The organism is Mesorhizobium sp. M0598, from assembly GCF_040320865.1.
Lineage (GTDB): Bacteria > Pseudomonadota > Alphaproteobacteria > Rhizobiales > Rhizobiaceae > Mesorhizobium.
This window is the reverse complement of record NZ_JAMYQL010000013.1, coordinates 70,282-86,370: the sequence shown is the minus strand read 5'-3', so window position 1 is coordinate 86,370 and position 16,089 is coordinate 70,282. Positions and strand designations below refer to the sequence as shown.

Sequence of the window (16,089 nt, the reverse complement as noted above, 5' to 3'; positions counted from 1 at the left end):
CTTCCGACCATGGACAAGATTGGTTAATGCTTTGTCACCCCAAGGCAATAGTCACGTTCCGGAAGCGGACGTTTCTTTTTCTTTCTTTGCTGCAAAGGAGGTCAGCGCGGAGAGGAAATCGCCCAATCCGGGCCGCCTGACTGCGTAAAAGGGCAGGGGCCTTGCGGTTTCCATCGCTGCAATGCCGATGCGCGCAGTCATCATGCCGTTGACGACGCCTTCGCCGAGCTTGGCCGAGAGCCGGGCGGCAAGGCCGTGGCCGACGATCTGCTGGACGAAACTGTCGCCGACGGCGATCGACCCGGTGACCGCGAGATGGGCCAGAACGCTGCGCGCCAGGCGAAAAAAGCCAAGCGTGCCGGGGCGGCCGCCATAAAGCTCCGACAGCCGGCGAATCAACCGGCCGGCTTCGAACACGACATAAGCGACGTCGACCAGCGCGCGGGGGCTGACCGCGGTCACCAGGGAGACGCGCTTCGCCGCTTCGAGGATCATCACCCTGGCGCGGGCATCGAGCGGGCCGAGTATCTCGGTCTCGGCCAGCCGCACCAGATTGCCGCCGTCAATGATCTCGCCGCGCAATTCGGCCAGCGAGCGCCTGCCTGCCGCGGTTTCAGGCTTGGCCGAGACAAAGACCGACAACTCGTCGACCACGGCGCGGGCGGCCTTCGGATCGTCACGGGCAATCGCATCGAGCGCCCGCTTCTGCAACTTTTCGACCTCGGCAAGGCGGGCAATCGCCATGAATTCGCGCACGAGGATGATCAGAAGCGCCAGGATGGCGATCGCGGCCATAGCGGCAGCCAGCCAGCCCAGCCACTCGGCGCGCTCGAACAGGTCGCGAATCAGCTGGTCGGTCCAGAGGCCGACGGCGAGCGAAACCAGAACGCCCAGCGCGCCGAAGAACAGGCTGCCAAGCGGCGAACGTTTTCGCGGCGCAATCGCCGGCGGCGGTTCGGCAGCGACGATATCAGGCTCGTCGAAGACGTCGATCTCCGCCGGTGTGACCACGGCAAGATCCGCCGTCACGGTACGCGGCTTTCGCGCCGGCGCGGCCTCGGACGCAGCATGGTGAGCCGTCGAATCTTCCTTCTGCTGGGGCTCCGGCTCTATGCGAAAGGCCGCCGGTCTGCGGGGCGCACTCATGCGAGATGATCTCCGATCAGGAACTGCAGCGCGCGGTCGAGCCTGATATGCGGCAGCGACAGCGTCACACCCTCGGCGGTGCGCTCGAGTTTCGGCGGGCGAAAGCGCACGAAGCGGATCGCGGGGTCGTCATTGTTCTGCGGGCGGGTCGATTCGGAAACGTCGAACACCGCATCAACTTTCTCCGGCAAGTCACCGGGAAATATGGCTGTTTCGGTCTTTCCGTCAAAGGTTTTGCCATCGATTTTTTCGCCGCGCAATGGCGTGCCGATAATGACCGGCAAAGTCTCGCGGCCCTGCTTGACCGTGCCTTCCCGGGTCGCGCGCATGGCAGCCATAGCGACGACGTCGACGTCGGCGCCGGTGAAATTCGCCCGCGCCACGGCTCGGTCGGCTAGCCGCCGCACGATCGCCTGCAGCCGGTCGTGGCTTTCGTGGTGCAGATGGTCGGCCTTGGTCGCGGCCACCAATATGCGGTCGATACGCCTCGAAAACAGGTCGGTCAGGAAGTTGCCCCGGCCGGGCCGGAAACAGGACAGGATTTCGGTGACCGCGCGCTCCAGATCGGCCATTGCACCGGGGCCGGCATTCAATGCCTGCAATGCGTCGATGAGCACGATCTGGCGGTCGAGACGCGTGATGTGTTCGCGAAAGAACGGCTTGACGACATGCGTCTTGTAAGCCTCGTAGCGCCGCTCCATCATAGCCTGCAGCGATCCCGAGCGGGCGCGCCGGCCGCCCAGATTCGGCAGCGGCGCGAAGGTGAGAGCGGGCGAGCCTTCAAGATCGCCGGGCATCAGGAAGCGGCCGGGCGGCAGGGTCGAAAGCGCCCGCTCGTCAAGTTTGCAGGCCTTGAGATAGGCGGCGAAGCTCTCGGCGAGACGGCGCGCCGTCATCTCGTCGGCGTCGGCGTTGGGGTCGACGGAGGCGGAGAGCGCCTGCCATTCCCGCGAAAGATCGACACGCACCGGCAACACGGCCATCTCGAAGGCCTCACGCGAAAAATCGGCGTAGGACTTGCCGAGCAGCGGCAGGTCGAGCAGCCATTCGCCGGGATAATCGACGATGTCGACCGACAATTTGCCGGCGGAAAACATGCGGCTCCAGCCAGAGGCCGATTCGTATTCGATGGTGAGCCTCAGTTCGGAAATCGCGCGCGTCGAATCCGGCCAGACGCGATCGTCGACAAGAGCCGCGATGTGATCCTCGTACTGGAAGCGTGGTACCGCGTCGTCCGGCTGCTCTTCGAGAAAAGCCCGGGCGATGCGCCCCGATTTTTGTGCCTCAAACAGCGGCAAGCGTCCGCCATGGACCAGATTGTGCACAAGGGCCGAGATGAACACCGTCTTGCCGGCGCGGGACAGCCCGGTCACGCCAAGACGCAGTGACGGAGCGAAAAGCCCGGCAGCGCGGCCTGACAACGTATCCAAGGCAATCTTCGCCTCGTCGGTAAAAGTCGTCAGCGATGATGCCAAATCTGTTCTCGCGGGCCGGTCAGGATCCGATATAGGCTTTGATGCGCGGCTTTGAAATGGCCTCAGATATCGGCAGGCGTCAGGAAGGCTTCGAGATAGCCGGTGCCTGGCGCAGCCTCGGCAAGTCTGCCGTTGAACCGGACCACCGCAAGTGCGGAGGTCGGGAAGCCGTGGTTCAGCATGGTCCGCGCGGTCTCGTTGCCGTCGCCTGAGAGCGCCATGGCGAGATCCTCAATCATCGGATTGTGGCCGATGACGAGCAAGGCATCCAGCCCGCCATTCTGCCGGATGGCAGTGAGGTACGCGGCGGCATCGTCGCTGTAGAGGGTGTCACAGAACAGCACCCGGCCCGTGTCCGTCTGGCCAGCCAAGCTTTCCAGCGTCTGGCGGGCGCGCTTGGCGCTTGAGCAAAGGGTGAGGGCCGGTGCGTATTTGCGGGAACGCATCAGCACGCCCATCGCTTCGGCATCGGCGAAGCCGGATGGATCGAGCGGGCGATCGAAGTCAGCCACGCCAGGCAGCGCCCAGCCGGCCTTCGCATGCCTCAGCAGGTAAAGTCTGGTCACCGGATCCCCGTTGTGCCGGGCACCGAACCCGTCAGCACGCCGCAGGATTTGCCATCAGAAGAGCTCCGTGCGCAATGGCAAGCACCCCTCAAGCATAGCGAATCATGTACGGATTCGGTCGTATTCTTCGCAAAAAGGGCATCGCCGATGCTGGTTTGTCCGAGACTAACAATTGCGTGAAACTGTTGTCGATTGACCTTGTGCAGCTTTCGGTCCGCGAATATATAGGCGCCAAATTTGGGGTTTGTTGGGTGAGTCGAATGAACGACATCGTTACCGCCGATTACGTGCCCTCCGAAGACGAGCCGTTCATGAACGAGCGGCAGAAATCCTACTTTCGCATGAAGCTCGTCACCTGGAAGAACGACATCTTGCGCGAAGCGCGCGAAACTCTCGAAATCCTGCAGCAGGAAAACGCCAACCACCCCGACCTCGCCGATCGCGCCTCCTCCGAAACCGACCGCGCCATCGAACTTCGCGCCCGCGATCGCCAGCGAAAACTCATCTCCAAGATTGATTCGGCCCTCCAGCGCCTTGACGAAGGCACTTACGGTTATTGCGAGGAGACGGGCGAGCCGATCGCGCTGAAGCGGCTCGACGCGCGCCCGATCGCCACCTTGTCGATCGAGGCACAGGAGCGCCATGAGCGGCGCGAGAAGGTCTACCGCGACGACTGAGTCGCCGGGAAAAACAGCGGCATCGGTAAAGCGTTCAAAATGGCCGGTTTTCCGGCCATTTTCATTGGCCGTTCGCTATCGGCCTATCTTTTCTGATTGGACAACTCGCCGAGGAGCTTCGTCATCTCGTCGTCGAGAGAGGGCGATGCCTTCGCCACCGGCTTGCTCGGCGTTTGGCTGAAGCGTGGCTCGTCGAGGGAAACCTCCAGCTCCTTCATCAGCGCATCGTCAATCGACTCGTGCTGTGCCGGCGGCTCGTATCTTGCCGGGGAGTCCTGTCTTGCCGGCGGCTGCGCATGCCGCGAGGCATTGGCGTTGACGGATCCATAACTTGGCAACGGTGTGACGTTCGATGCCGGTTTCGGCGCCGGCGCCGGCATTGTTACCGGCATCGTCGCCGTCTGGCGGGCTCGGACAGGGGTCGCGGTTACGCTTGCCGGCTGCGGTGGCGCTTGCCTCACCGGCGCGGCTGTGGTCGAAGCAGACCTTGCTGCCGGCTGGTGGCCGTTGTCTCCGGTCAATGCCGGGCGCCGCAGCGCCGAGAGCCTGATGTCGCGCTCGACAACGACGTCGGTCGGACCACCGATCAAGAGCAGGTGCTCGATATCGTCACGGCGCACCAGCACCAGCCGCCGGTGACTGTCGACCGCTGTGGCATCCATGACAGCCAGCCTCGTCTTGCGGTTCCTGCCGCCGGCGACGAATGTCCCGAACGTCAGGCTGCGGACCAGCCTGATGATAAGAAGAATGATGAGCAGAAGGACAAGTACTGCAAACGTCCATAGGATTGCTGCGGCATAACCAGGACCCGCCACGCCATCCAGCCATTGCAGCATTGGTTCCCCCAAAATCAGCTTTCGAAGAGAAGCGACACTAGACTGTTGCGGCAGGCCACCGCAAGTTGCCTTTCACGCTTCGTGAACAGCTTGAAACGCCGGGAGCCGAACGGCGTCATTTTTAGCGGACATCTGCAGCCGGGCCTTTTCCCAACCCTGAGAATATGATTCAACCGACACCGGAATTCACGAGCAGGGGGCACATGGCCAAGGAAGCGCGCGGCGATTTCTATCCGGTACCTATCGTCGACCAGAACACGCGACCGGGAGCGGTCACCCGGCTTATCGTCTTCATCGTCGTCCTGACTGGGGCAGCGATCGTCTTCGGCCTTTTCCGCGAGCGCCTTGGCGATCCATTCCTGCTTGGCATGCTTGGCGTGCTGGCGATGATCGGCGTCGGCTTTCTATTCGCCACTGCGATCGGCTTCGTGCACATCACGCCGCGCTCGACAAGCGACGAACTGTCGAAAGCTTTCGTCGATTCGATGTCGCAAGGTCTCCTGGTCACCGACACCAAAGGCCGTATCATCTACGCCAACCGGACCTATGCCGATATGACGGGTGCCGAGTCGGCCGCCGACCTCAAGACGGTCGAAGGTTTGCTTTCAGACGTTCCCGAGGCCTCGGTGACCATATACCGGCTGGCGTCCGGCCTGCGTGACGGCCAGCCTGGCGACGGCGAGTTTCGGCTCGCGCAGTCCATTCGGCCAGGCGCCGAACCGGGCGCTCGCTGGTACCGCGTTCGGGCCCGCGCCTTCAGCGTTCCCGGCCAGCGGCTGCCCATGCTTGCCTGGCAGCTTGCCGACATCTCGCAGGAACGAGCCGAGCAGGAGCGGTTCTTTCTCGACCTGCAAAAGGCGATCGATCACCTCGACCATGCGCCGGCCGGCTTCTTTTCGGCCGACCAGGAAGGCCGCGTCACCTATGTCAACGCGACCCTTGCGGAGTGGCTGGGCATCGACCTGGCCAGCTTCACTCCCGGCGCCATCACGCTGCCGGAGATCGTCGCCGGCGACGGCATGGCGCTGGTCCGTTCGGTCAAGGCCGACGCTGGTACCACGCGCAATGCCGTTATCGACCTCGATCTGACGACGATGACCGGCGAGGCGCTGCCGGTGCGCTTCATGCATCGTGTCTCGGCCAGCCGAGAGGGGCTCAACGGCCCGACTCGCACCATCGTGCTCAACCGGACGCAAGGCGAGGACGCTTCGGCCGACCTCCGCGCATCGGAAATACGCTTCACGCGGTTCTTCAACTCGACGCCGATGGCGATAGCCGGCGTCGACCATGCCGGCCGCATCCTGCGCACCAATGCGCCGTTCCTGTCGCTGTTTTCCTCGGTCGTCGACCGCGACGCGGTCGATCGGCGTGTGCGGCTGGATACGGTGATCCACGAGCGCGACCGGCCGCCTTTCGCCGCGGCGTTCGAAAAGGCACGCCAGCAACAGGCTGACATCGAGCCGATCGATACGGTGCTGCCCGGCAATGAGGAGCGCCACATACGCTTCTACGTCAACGCGGTCGCAGACGGTACCGGTGGCGAGGGCGCCGAGGAATCGGCCATTGTCTATGCCGTGGAGACCACTGAGCAAAAGGCCCTCGAGGGCCAGATGGCGCAGAGCCAGAAGATGCAGGCGGTCGGCCAACTCGCCGGCGGCATCGCGCATGATTTCAACAATGTGCTGACCGCCATCATCATGGCCTCGGACCTGCTGTTGACCAACCACCGGCCGTCCGATCCGTCGTTCCCGGACATCATGAACATCAAGCAGAATGCCAACCGGGCGGCCTCGCTGGTGCGGCAGTTGCTGGCCTTCTCGCGCAAGCAGACGCTGCGGCCGGAGGTGCTCAACCTGACCGATGTGCTCGCCGATCTCAGGATGCTGCTTGCCCGGCTGGTCGGCAACGACATCAAGCTCAAGATCGACCATGGCCGCGACCTGTGGCCGGTCAGGGTCGATATCGGGCAGTTCGAGCAAGTGGTGGTCAATCTGGCGGTCAATGCGCGCGATGCGATGCCGGCCGGCGGCGACCTCACCGTACGCACCCGCAACGTCAGCGCCGGAGAGTGCAAGACCTTTTCCTACCGCGAACTTACTCCGGCCGACTATGTGCTGGTCGAGGTCGAGGACAGCGGCAGCGGCATCGCGCCTGATGTGCTGAAAAAGATCTTCGAACCCTTCTTCACGACAAAGGAGGTTGGCAAGGGAACCGGCCTCGGCCTGTCCATGGTCTATGGCATCATCAAGCAGACAGGCGGCTTCATCTTCTGCGATTCCGAAGTCGGCAAGGGATCCGTGTTCCGCATCTTCCTGCCGCGGCACATTGCGGAGGCAAGGAAGGCGGGCGAGGCTGGAGAAGTGCCGGCCGCCCCTGCCAAGATCGCCGACTCAGCCAAGGATCTGTCGGGCTCGGCCACGGTGCTGCTGGTCGAGGACGAGGACGCCGTGCGCATGGGCGGCATGCGGGCGCTGAAATCGCGCGGCTACACCGTCCACGAGGCGTCGTCGGGCGTCGAGGCGCTTGAAGTCTACGAAGCGCTCGGCGGCAAGGTCGACGTCGTGGTGTCGGACGTGGTGATGCCGGAAATGGATGGCCCGACGCTGCTTGGCGAATTGCGCAAACGGCAACCCGACATCAAGTTTATCTTCGTGTCCGGCTATGCCGAAGACGCGTTCGCCAAGAACTTGCCGGCCGACGCGCATTTCGGCTTCTTGCCGAAGCCGTTTTCGCTCAAGCAATTGGCCACGATCGTAAAGGACATGGTTGAATCCTGACCCTTCCAACGCTCCGCTTGCGCAATGTCGTGAGACTGCCATGATTGCAGGCGAAACGGGCGACGGGTTTTGGAAAGCATGCCGTGACGCCACACAACGAGGCTAGCAAAGGCGACTACGCAAGCACGGTGCTGCTGCCGGGTGACCCGCAGCGCGCTGAATGGATGGCGGAGACCTTTCTGGAAGCGCCGCGCTGCGTCAACGGCCGCCGCGGCGCGCTCGGCTTTACCGGGTTGTTTCGCGGCAAGCCTGTCAGCGTCCAGTCCACCGGCATCGGCGTCGCGTCATTCCTGGTCTACGTGCACGAGCTGCTGGATTTCTACGGTGCGAAAACGTTGATCCGCACCGGCACCTGCGGCGGCCTGACCGCTGAGGTGGTGCTGCGCAGCCTGGTGATCGCGCAATCGGTGCGTGGCGAAAATGCGGAGAGCGGCCAGGTTTTTGGGCTCTATCGTGCCGATGCCGGCCCCGATCCGGCATTGTTGGCCCAGGCGTTGGCCCGGGCTGCGGAACTCGGCATCGACCATCGGGCCGGGCTGACCATCTGCAGCGATATTTTTTATCATCCGCTGGGGCGCGAACGCTTTGCCGAAGCACAGGCACAGGGGGCGCTCGCCGTGGATATGGAAACCAGCGCACTCTACCGCATTGCGGCCGATTTCGGCGCCCGGGCGCTGTCGATCCTGACCGTCGTCGACAATGTGGCAACCGGCGAGCAGACCGACTATTCCGAACGCCAGGGGCTGTTCACCGATATGACCCGGCTAGCGCTCGACATGGCGGCGGAGAGCTAGGCGGCTTTCTGCTTCGGAGTATGGCACCTCGCCAGGTTCCGCACTTTTTTCAACGCTTCGTGCAGGTCGAGGCGGTAAAGGCGCCGTCTGGCTGCTTCATGATGATGTCGAAGGACGGGGTGGTTCCGCTTTCCAGCGTCCCCTGCGTAAGCGAGATCGAGTTGCCACCGCTGGTGTAACCGCCCAGCGGACCCAGCCAGGTAATCACACCGTCTGCATCCATCTGGTAGTTATAACTCTGCGGCGCGGTGCCGAAGCTAACCGGACCGCTATAGACGTTTCCCTTGATGGCGATGTCGCCGAGGCTGAGGAACATGCCTAGCAGATAGACTTCGCAATGATAGGAGCCGTCCGGCAGCTTGCCGTCGCTGAAGCCGGCGCGCGCTACGGTCGTCGTCGCCAGCAGAAGCATGGTGATGAAAATGCAAGACGTTCGGAAGGCCATGGCGTCGCTCGTTTAAGGGTCGAACTTGCCCCATTTCGCTGCGGCGCTGCAATCCTCGCCAGCGCTCATATGATGCTGCTCAAAATTCGGGCATTGGCCTGTATATGAGTAAAACTTAGGCTGATACGAGTGATCTTTTCTCATTTCAAACCAAGCAGGCGAGGTTCATCTCCTGCGGCTAATACATTAACCGACTGACAGGGCTGGGAAATCTCAAACCCTCCGATCTTTCGCCGGTGATTGGCACAGCCGTTGCATGGTCTGTTCCGATGCAGTTAACCAGCTTGGGAGTTTAAAAGTATGAGGGGCAGTTTCTCGACAATAACAAAAATGTTTTCGGCCGGCGTGGTCACCGCCGGCCTGCTGATGAGCATTCCCGCCAAGGCGGCCGACGACACCATCAAGGTCGGCATCCTCCATTCGCTGTCGGGAACCATGGCGATCTCGGAGACGACGCTGAAGGACGCCATGCTGATGCTCATCGAAGAGCAGAATGCCAAGGGCGGCCTACTCGGCAAGAAGCTCGAGGCGGTCGTCGTCGATCCGGCTTCCAACTGGCCGCTATTCGCCGAAAAGGCGCGCGAGCTGATCTCGAAGGACAAGGTCGCGGCGGTGTTCGGCTGCTGGACCTCGGTGTCGCGCAAATCGGTGCTGCCCGTGTTCAGCGAGCTCGACAACATCCTGTTCTACCCCGTCCAGTACGAAGGCGAGGAAAGCGAGCGCAACGTGTTCTACACCGGTGCGGCGCCGAACCAGCAGGCCATTCCCGCGGTCGACTATCTGATGAGCGAGGACGGCGGTTCGGTGAAGCGCTGGGTGCTCGAAGGCACCGACTACGTCTACCCGCGCACCACCAACAAAATCCTCGAGGCCTATCTGAAGGCGAAGGGCGTTGCCGCCGAAGACATCATGGTCAACTACACGCCGTTCGGTTTCTCCGACTGGCAGACCGAAGTCTCGGCGATCAAGAAGTTCGGCTCGGCCGGCAAGAAGACCGCCGTCGTTTCGACTGTCAATGGCGACGCCAACGTGCCATTCTACAAGGAGCTCGGCAACCAGGGCATCAAGGCCGAGGACATCCCGGTCATGGCGTTCTCGGTCGGCGAGGAAGAGCTTGCCGGTCTGGACACTGCGCCGCTGGTCGGCCATCTCGCCGCCTGGAACTATTTCGAAAGCGTCGATACGCCCGAGAACGCGAAGTTCATCGCCGACTGGCACAAGTTCATCAAGAACGACAAGCGCACCACCAACGACCCGATGGAAGCCCATTATATCGGCTTCAACATGTGGGTGAAGGCGGTCGAGAAGGCCGGCACCACCGATCCGGACAAGGTCATCGACGCCATGGTCGGCGTCTCGGTGCCGAACCTGACCGGCGGTTATTCGACGATGATGCCGAACCATCACATCACCAAGCCGGTGCTGATCGGCGAAATCCAGGCCGACGGCCAGTTCGAAACCGTCTCGCAGACGCCAGGCCTGGTGATGGGCGACGAGTGGTCCGACTACCTGCCTGACTCCAAGGACCTGATCTCCGATTGGCGCGCGCCTCTGTCCTGCGGCAACTTCAACGTTGCCACCGGCAAATGCGGCGGCAAGGGAACCAACTGATCCTCCCGGTCTGTCCTCCCAGACCCGCAAGCCTCCGGGCAGGCTCCTCCTCCAGCCTGCCCGGAGGCGACATTCAATCTTCAAGAGCCACCAGAAACCAATGATCCTGATCCGCGCGATTGGCCTGATGCTGCTGCTCCTCCTGGGGACGCTGCTGCCGTCGAACGCCAGCGAAGCCGATCTACGCGCGATCATCGCCAAATTCGCCACCGCCGGCAATTTTCCGGCGATAGAAGCCGTGGTGCGGGAGCTTGCGGCTTCCGGCGATCCGGCCGTAGAACGGCCGCTTGCCGCGCTTGCGGAGGGCAGCCTTTACGTGCGCAAGGCCGATTCACTGGTCTTTGTCGGCAAGGAGAGCGGCGACGGCATCGAGCTGCTCGATGCGCTTACCGGCGAAAGATCGGGCGAAGCTGCCAAGGCCGACATCACCAAGATCAAGGTCAACAACACGCTGCGCCGCGTTATCCGCGACGCGCTGGGCACACTGACGCTCGGCTCCAAGGATCCGGCCGTGCGCATTGCCGCCGCCGACACAATGTTCAAGACGCCGGACGCGGCAAACATCGAGCCGCTCGACACCGCGATCGCAAATGAGAGCGTGGCAAGCGTCAAGGCGCTGCTAGAACAGGCCCGCGCCGCGTCGATTCTCGTTTCCGACAGGCCGGAGGCCGACAAACTGGCGGCAATCGGGCTCATCGGTGCGCGCAGCGACCGCGATGCGGTGTCGCTGCTCACGTCGGTAGAGGCCAATTCCGAAGGTGCGGTGAAGGACGCGGCGACGGCTGCGATCGCCAACATCAATTCGACGCTGGCGCTGTGGGATGCCGGCCAGAATATCTGGTATGGCATATCGCTTGGATCGGTGCTGCTGCTGGCGGCGATTGGCCTTGCCATCACTTTCGGCGTCATGGGCGTCATCAACATGGCGCATGGCGAGATGGTCATGCTCGGCGCCTACACGACCTTCGTCGTGCAGGAGGTTGTCCGTAATTCCTTTCCCGGCCTGTTCGACTGGTCGCTGGTCATCGCCCTGCCGCTGGCCTTCCTGGTGGCGGCGCTCGTCGGCCTTGTCATCGAGCGCGGGCTGATCCGCTTCCTCTATGGACGGCCGCTGGAGACGCTGCTGGCGACATGGGGTGTGTCGCTGATCCTGCAGCAGGCCGTACGCACCATGTTCGGACCGACCAACCAGGAGGTAGGCAACCCGTCATGGATGTCCGGCTCGTTCAATATCGGCCAGCTTGCCGTGACCTGGAACCGGCTCTGGATCCTGGTATTCGCGCTCGGCGTGTTCGCGGTGCTGCTCTACGTGATGAAACGCACGCCCTGGGGGCTGCAGATGCGTGCCGTCACCGCCAATCGCCGCATGGCCGCCTCGATGGGCATCAGGACGCCTTGGGTCGATGCGCTAACGTTTGCACTCGGCTCCGGCATTGCCGGCATCGCCGGTGTCGCGCTCAGCCAGATCGACAACGTCTCGCCCAATCTCGGCCGCGGCTACATCATCGACAGCTTCATGGTCGTCGTTTTCGGCGGTGTCGGCAATCTTTGGGGCACGCTGGTCGGCGCTTTCTCGCTCGGCATCGTCAACAAGTTCCTCGAACCTTATGCCGGAGCAGTGCTCGGCAAGATCATCGTCCTGGTGCTGATCATCCTGTTCATCCAGAAACGCCCGCGCGGTCTGTTCGCGCTAAAGGGCAGGTCGGTGGAAGCATGATCACGGGACGCTTCTTTGCCGCCGGCGCCGACCGCCGCGTCGCCATCACCATCTTCATCCTGCTGGCGGTTGCAATCGTCGTGCCGCTGCTCAATCTTGCGGTCTCGCCGACAAGTGCGTTTTACGTGCCGTCCTATATCGTCGCGCTCACCGGCAAATACCTCTGCTATGCACTGCTCGCCTTGGCGCTCGATCTCGTCTGGGGCTATTGCGGCATCCTCTCGCTCGGCCACGGCGCCTTCTTCGCACTCGGCGGCTATGCGATGGGCATGTATCTGATGCGCCAGATCGGCTCGCGCGGCGTCTACGGCAATCCGCTGCTGCCGGATTTCATGGTGTTCCTTAACTACAAGGAATTGCCATGGTTCTGGTATGGTTTCGACAATTTCTGGTTTGCCGCGATCATGGTGCTTGCGGTGCCCGGCCTGCTCGCCTTCGTCTTCGGCTGGTTTGCCTTCCGCAGCCGCGTCACCGGCGTCTATCTGTCGATCATCACCCAGGCGATGACCTATGCGCTGCTGCTTGCCTTTTTCCGCAACGACATGGGTTTCGGCGGCAATAACGGCCTGACCGATTTCAAGGACATTTTGGGCTTCAACGTGCAGGTCGACATGACGCGCTCGGCGCTGTTCGCTGTCAGCGCCGTCATGCTGGCGCTCGCCGTCTTCGTCACCTGGGCAATCGTCGGTTCCAAATATGGCAAGCTTTTAATGGCGGTGCGCGACGCCGAAAGCCGTACGCGCTTCCTCGGCTGGCGGGCGGAGAACGTCAAACTGTTCGCGTTCACCGTGTCGGCGGTGATGGCCGGCATCGCCGGTGCGCTTTACGTGCCGCAGGTCGGCATCATCAACCCTGGCGAATTCGAGCCGTCCAATTCGATCGAGGTGGTGGTGTGGGCGGCCGTCGGCGGGCGCGGCACCATCGTCGGGCCGATCATCGGCGCGCTTCTGGTCAATGCCGGTAAATCCTGGTTCACCGGCGTGCTGCCTGAATTCTGGCTGTTTGCGCTGGGCGGACTGTTTGTCGCCGTCACGCTGTTCCTGCCCAAGGGCATCATCGGCATGTGGGATTCCTGGCGCGGCAACGCCAAGGCGCTGCGGGCGGCCTCGGTTGCCGAGGAAGTCGGCATCGATCCCGATGCGCCGGTGCCGCCGAAAACCGACCGCTCGGCGGCGAGAAGGCCGGGCGACTGGTCGGCCTCCGGCGCCGAACCGCAGCCGGCGGAGTGATGGCCTGATGTCGAAGAGCAACACCATCCTCTATCTCGACGGCGTGTCGGTTTCCTTCGACGGGTTTCGCGCCATCAACAACCTTTCGCTGGTGCTCGACAAGGGCGAGATGCGGGCGATCATCGGCCCCAACGGCGCCGGAAAGACGACGATGATGGACATCGTCACCGGCAAGACGCGGCCCGACGCGGGTGAAGTTTTCTTCAACGGTGAGGTCGACCTGACCAAACACGACGAGGCCGAAATCGCCATGATGGGCATCGGCCGTAAATTCCAGAAGCCGACCGTCTTCGAAAGCCACACGATCGAGGACAATCTGATGCTGGCGCTGAAAGGCCCGCGCTCGATCTTCCCGGCACTGTTCCATCGTCGGTCGGCCGCGGACGTGCGGCAGATCGACGACATCCTCGGCATCATTCGGCTTGGCGACAAGCGTGACGAACTCGCCGCCAATCTGAGCCACGGCCAAAAGCAATGGCTCGAGATCGGCATGCTTCTGGCGCAGGATCCGAAGCTGCTGCTGGTCGACGAACCGGTTGCCGGCATGACCGACGCCGAGACCGAGGAAACCGCGCGGCTGCTCAGGGACATCGCGCGCGACCATTCTGTCATTGTCGTCGAGCACGACATGCATTTCGTGCGCGAGCTCGGCGTCAAGGTCACCTGCCTGCACGAAGGCTCGGTGCTTTCCGAGGGCAGTCTCGACTTCGTTTCGGCCGACGAGCGCGTCGTCGAAGTCTATCTGGGGAGATGAACATGGTCTGGCGCGTTCCGTTCCATCATTTCGACCTTTCGTTCTTCACGCGTTGGAGAAAGCGCTGACCATGCTCGAAGTCTCCAATGCCACGCTGCACTACGGCGCTGCCCAGGCGCTGCGCGGCGTCTCGCTGAAGGCCGGCGCCGGCAAGATCACCTGCGTGCTCGGCCGCAACGGCGTCGGCAAGACCAGTTTGATGAGATCGATCGTCGGCCATCACCGGCTGACGAGCGGAAGCATTGCCTTCGAGGGGAAGGCGCTCGACCGGAGCGCGGCGTATGATCGCGCCCGGTCGGGCATCGCATTCGTGCCGCAGGGCAGGGAGATATTTCCGCTGCTTACGGTGCGGGAAAACCTCGAATCGGGTTTTGCGCCGTTGAAGCGCGCCGATCGCAACATTCCCGGTCACGTCTTCGAATTGTTTCCGGTGCTGAAGCAGATGCTCGCGCGCCGCGGCGGCGATCTTTCCGGCGGCCAGCAGCAGCAGCTTGCCATCGGCAGGGCGCTGGTGATGCGGCCGAAGCTGCTGGTGCTCGACGAGCCGACCGAAGGCATCCAGCCGTCGATCATCAAGGACATCGGCCGCGCCATCCGCTATCTGCGCGACCAGGCCGGTATCGCCGTGCTTCTGGTCGAACAATATCTCGATTTCTGCCGGGAATTGGCCGACGAGGTCAATATCATGGACCGCGGCCAGATCGTCCATACCGGCCCCGCCGAGGATCTCGACCGGGCGGACGTCCGCAAATTCCTGACTGTCTGAATTCTTATTGATTCCATTGGTTTGCAACTCTGGCGCGCCGAAGATTGCGTGCTAGATTTTGCTTGGCCTTGGTGAGTCGGCCGCTTTCCGTACCAGTTCCAATTTGGCAGATCAGGGGAAGGCGCGGGCCGCGCCGGCACGCTTGCGCGCAAGCCGTTCCCTTCCAGCGATCTGTTGTCGTCCAACATTTCGGGTGCTTGGGAGCCAGGGCCAGACGATGGAGCGCTATGTCGAGGACTACCAGAAACGACGGCTCACGGAGCGCGTCGATATCCTGACAGCCATCAACATTCTGAAATCGCAGGGGTATGACCACGACGAACTCATCGCGGAGATCACCAAGGTCTTCTATGTCGATCTCGATGCTTTCAACGAGATCGTCAGGGTTGATCGGCGTCCGGACGAACGCGCCGCATAGCCGGTAGTTTAGGACCAAGCCAGGCGGACCACCGACAGCGGGGCGTCAGCCTGCGACCCGCTTCATCAGCGCGATGGCGCCGAATGGAGCGCGGACCTTGCCCTCGGTGATGAAGTAGACGAACACTTCGCGTGGCTTGACCGGCGCGTCGGTTGAAGGATCGGCGCGCGACAGGTCGGCCGGCACCTTGCCTTCCGCCCAGGTTTTTGCGCGCGCCGCCCATTCGTCGAGCGCCTTTGGCGTGTAGCAATCGGGATTGTCGTCGCTGCCGGTCTGCAGCCGCGCATAGATGAAATCGCCGGTAACGTCGGCAATCCCCGGATATTTGGCGTGGTCGGCATAGACGATGGCGGCCTTGTGCTTTCGCGCCAAGGCGGCGAACTCCGGCACGACGAAGCTGTCGTTGCGCACCTCGACCGCGTGGCGCAGCGCAACGCCGTCCTGCTTTTCCGGCAACAGCTTGAGGAAGGCCTCGAAATCGTCCGGGTCGAATTTCTTGGTCGGCGCGAACTGCCACAGGATCGGCCCGAGCTTGTCGCCAAGTGCCGCGACGCCCGACCCGAGGAAGCGCATGATCGATTCCCCGGCCTCGCCGAGCACGCGGCGGTTGGTGACGAAGCGGTTGCCCTTCAGCGAATAGACGAAACCATCCGGCGCCTCGTTGGCCCATTTGACGAAGGTCGGCTCCTTGAAGCTCGAATAATAGGTGCCGTTGACCTCGATAGTGGGCACCTGCCGGCTGGCATAATGCAGTTGCTTGGCCTTCGACAATTTGTCCGGGTAGAAGGACGTGTCCCACGGCTCGAAGGTCCAGCCGCCCATGCCGGCGCGGATTGTTCCTGATTGAGTCATGGTCGTCCTCCCGGTTTGCAGAAAAG

Annotated in this window: 15 protein-coding genes; 9 read left to right on the top strand and 6 right to left on the bottom strand. The window is 62.6% G+C overall.

Features of this window, described 5'->3' with window-relative positions:
* Positions 1-51 precede the first annotated feature (51 nt).
* The 3 genes from NKI59_RS18115 to NKI59_RS18105 form a co-directional block, all read right to left on the bottom strand.
* Positions 52-1,146, bottom strand: a complete 1,095-nt coding sequence (locus tag NKI59_RS18115; RefSeq protein ID WP_352448741.1) for a YcjF family protein — start codon at positions 1,144-1,146, stop codon at positions 52-54.
* Positions 1,143-2,621 carry a YcjX family GTP-binding protein gene (locus NKI59_RS18110; RefSeq protein ID WP_352705766.1) on the bottom strand — a complete coding sequence of 493 codons (1,479 nt, stop codon included), beginning with the start codon at positions 2,619-2,621 and terminating at the stop codon, positions 1,143-1,145. The genes NKI59_RS18115 and NKI59_RS18110 overlap by 4 nt, the downstream gene beginning before the upstream one ends.
* Before the next feature lie 62 nt (positions 2,622-2,683).
* Positions 2,684-3,187: a SixA phosphatase family protein gene (locus NKI59_RS18105; RefSeq protein ID WP_352682917.1), complete on the bottom strand. Its 504-nt coding sequence runs from the start codon at positions 3,185-3,187 to the stop codon at positions 2,684-2,686.
* 260 nt (positions 3,188-3,447) lie between these two features.
* Here NKI59_RS18105 and dksA point away from each other — a divergent pair, with 260 nt between their 5' ends.
* Positions 3,448-3,864, top strand: a complete 417-nt coding sequence (gene dksA, locus NKI59_RS18100; protein ID WP_023674847.1) for an RNA polymerase-binding protein DksA — start codon at positions 3,448-3,450, stop codon at positions 3,862-3,864.
* Between the two features lie 83 nt (positions 3,865-3,947).
* On the opposite strand, the gene NKI59_RS18095 is transcribed toward dksA, so the two are convergent.
* The gene (locus NKI59_RS18095; RefSeq protein WP_352705764.1) at positions 3,948-4,700 is read right to left on the bottom strand and encodes a hypothetical protein; all 753 of its coding nucleotides are present in this window, start codon (positions 4,698-4,700) and stop codon (positions 3,948-3,950) included.
* Between the two features lie 203 nt (positions 4,701-4,903).
* On the opposite strand from NKI59_RS18095, the gene cckA reads away from it, so the two are divergent.
* A complete protein-coding gene (gene cckA / locus NKI59_RS18090; protein WP_352705762.1) occupies positions 4,904-7,477 on the top strand; it encodes a cell cycle histidine kinase CckA in 2,574 nt (857 codons plus the stop codon).
* Positions 7,478-7,560: 83 nt separating this feature from the next.
* The gene (locus tag NKI59_RS18085; protein WP_352705760.1) at positions 7,561-8,271 is read left to right on the top strand and encodes a purine-nucleoside phosphorylase; all 711 of its coding nucleotides are present in this window, start codon (positions 7,561-7,563) and stop codon (positions 8,269-8,271) included.
* A gap of 49 nt (positions 8,272-8,320) precedes the next feature.
* Here the strand turns inward: NKI59_RS18085 and NKI59_RS18080 are convergent, their stop codons facing one another.
* A complete protein-coding gene (locus NKI59_RS18080) occupies positions 8,321-8,716 on the bottom strand; it encodes a hypothetical protein (protein WP_352705758.1) in 396 nt (131 codons plus the stop codon).
* Between the two features lie 300 nt (positions 8,717-9,016).
* Here NKI59_RS18080 and urtA point away from each other — a divergent pair, with 300 nt between their 5' ends.
* The 6 genes from urtA (at position 9,017) to NKI59_RS18050 (ending at position 15,211) form a co-directional block, all read left to right on the top strand.
* Complete coding sequence (urtA, locus tag NKI59_RS18075; protein WP_352448748.1) at positions 9,017-10,327, top strand: urea ABC transporter substrate-binding protein; 1,311 nt, start codon at positions 9,017-9,019, stop codon at positions 10,325-10,327.
* A gap of 100 nt (positions 10,328-10,427) precedes the next feature.
* A complete protein-coding gene (urtB, locus tag NKI59_RS18070; protein WP_352705755.1) occupies positions 10,428-12,044 on the top strand; it encodes an urea ABC transporter permease subunit UrtB in 1,617 nt (538 codons plus the stop codon).
* Positions 12,041-13,273, top strand: coding sequence for an urea ABC transporter permease subunit UrtC (urtC, locus tag NKI59_RS18065; RefSeq protein WP_352705753.1), 1,233 nt, complete (start codon positions 12,041-12,043; stop codon positions 13,271-13,273). Before urtB ends, urtC begins: the two co-directional genes overlap by 4 nt.
* 7 nt (positions 13,274-13,280) lie before the next feature.
* Positions 13,281-14,027 (top strand): urea ABC transporter ATP-binding protein UrtD, encoded by a 747-nt coding sequence (gene urtD / locus NKI59_RS18060; RefSeq protein WP_023674855.1) that lies wholly within the window; start codon positions 13,281-13,283, stop codon positions 14,025-14,027.
* 70 nt (positions 14,028-14,097) lie between these two features.
* Positions 14,098-14,793 (top strand): urea ABC transporter ATP-binding subunit UrtE, encoded by a 696-nt coding sequence (gene urtE / locus NKI59_RS18055; RefSeq protein WP_352705750.1) that lies wholly within the window; start codon positions 14,098-14,100, stop codon positions 14,791-14,793.
* Positions 14,794-15,010: 217 nt separating this feature from the next.
* Positions 15,011-15,211 carry a hypothetical protein gene (locus tag NKI59_RS18050; protein WP_023674857.1) on the top strand — a complete coding sequence of 67 codons (201 nt, stop codon included), beginning with the start codon at positions 15,011-15,013 and terminating at the stop codon, positions 15,209-15,211.
* A 45-nt stretch (positions 15,212-15,256) separates the two neighbouring features.
* On the opposite strand, the gene NKI59_RS18045 is transcribed toward NKI59_RS18050, so the two are convergent.
* Positions 15,257-16,063, bottom strand: a complete 807-nt coding sequence (locus NKI59_RS18045; RefSeq protein ID WP_352705748.1) for a DUF72 domain-containing protein — start codon at positions 16,061-16,063, stop codon at positions 15,257-15,259.
* Between the last annotated feature and the right edge of the window lie 26 nt (positions 16,064-16,089).

What these genes read in the sequence shown, in the direction of transcription:
- NKI59_RS18115 (WP_352448741.1), bottom strand. Translation starts at nt 1,146, where the DNA reads ATGAGTGCGCCCCGCAGACCGGCGGCCTTTCGCATAGAGCCGGAGCCC.
- dksA (WP_023674847.1), top strand. Translation starts at nt 3,448, where the DNA reads ATGAACGACATCGTTACCGCCGATTACGTGCCCTCCGAAGACGAGCCG.
- NKI59_RS18095 (WP_352705764.1), bottom strand. Translation starts at nt 4,700, where the DNA reads ATGCTGCAATGGCTGGATGGCGTGGCGGGTCCTGGTTATGCCGCAGCA.
- cckA (WP_352705762.1), top strand. Translation starts at nt 4,904, where the DNA reads ATGGCCAAGGAAGCGCGCGGCGATTTCTATCCGGTACCTATCGTCGAC.
- NKI59_RS18080 (WP_352705758.1), bottom strand. Translation starts at nt 8,716, where the DNA reads ATGGCCTTCCGAACGTCTTGCATTTTCATCACCATGCTTCTGCTGGCG.
- urtA (WP_352448748.1), top strand. Translation starts at nt 9,017, where the DNA reads ATGAGGGGCAGTTTCTCGACAATAACAAAAATGTTTTCGGCCGGCGTG.
- urtB (WP_352705755.1), top strand. Translation starts at nt 10,428, where the DNA reads ATGATCCTGATCCGCGCGATTGGCCTGATGCTGCTGCTCCTCCTGGGG.
- urtC (WP_352705753.1), top strand. Translation starts at nt 12,041, where the DNA reads ATGATCACGGGACGCTTCTTTGCCGCCGGCGCCGACCGCCGCGTCGCC.
- urtD (WP_023674855.1), top strand. Translation starts at nt 13,281, where the DNA reads ATGTCGAAGAGCAACACCATCCTCTATCTCGACGGCGTGTCGGTTTCC.
- urtE (WP_352705750.1), top strand. Translation starts at nt 14,098, where the DNA reads ATGCTCGAAGTCTCCAATGCCACGCTGCACTACGGCGCTGCCCAGGCG.
- NKI59_RS18050 (WP_023674857.1), top strand. Translation starts at nt 15,011, where the DNA reads ATGGAGCGCTATGTCGAGGACTACCAGAAACGACGGCTCACGGAGCGC.
- NKI59_RS18045 (WP_352705748.1), bottom strand. Translation starts at nt 16,063, where the DNA reads ATGACTCAATCAGGAACAATCCGCGCCGGCATGGGCGGCTGGACCTTC.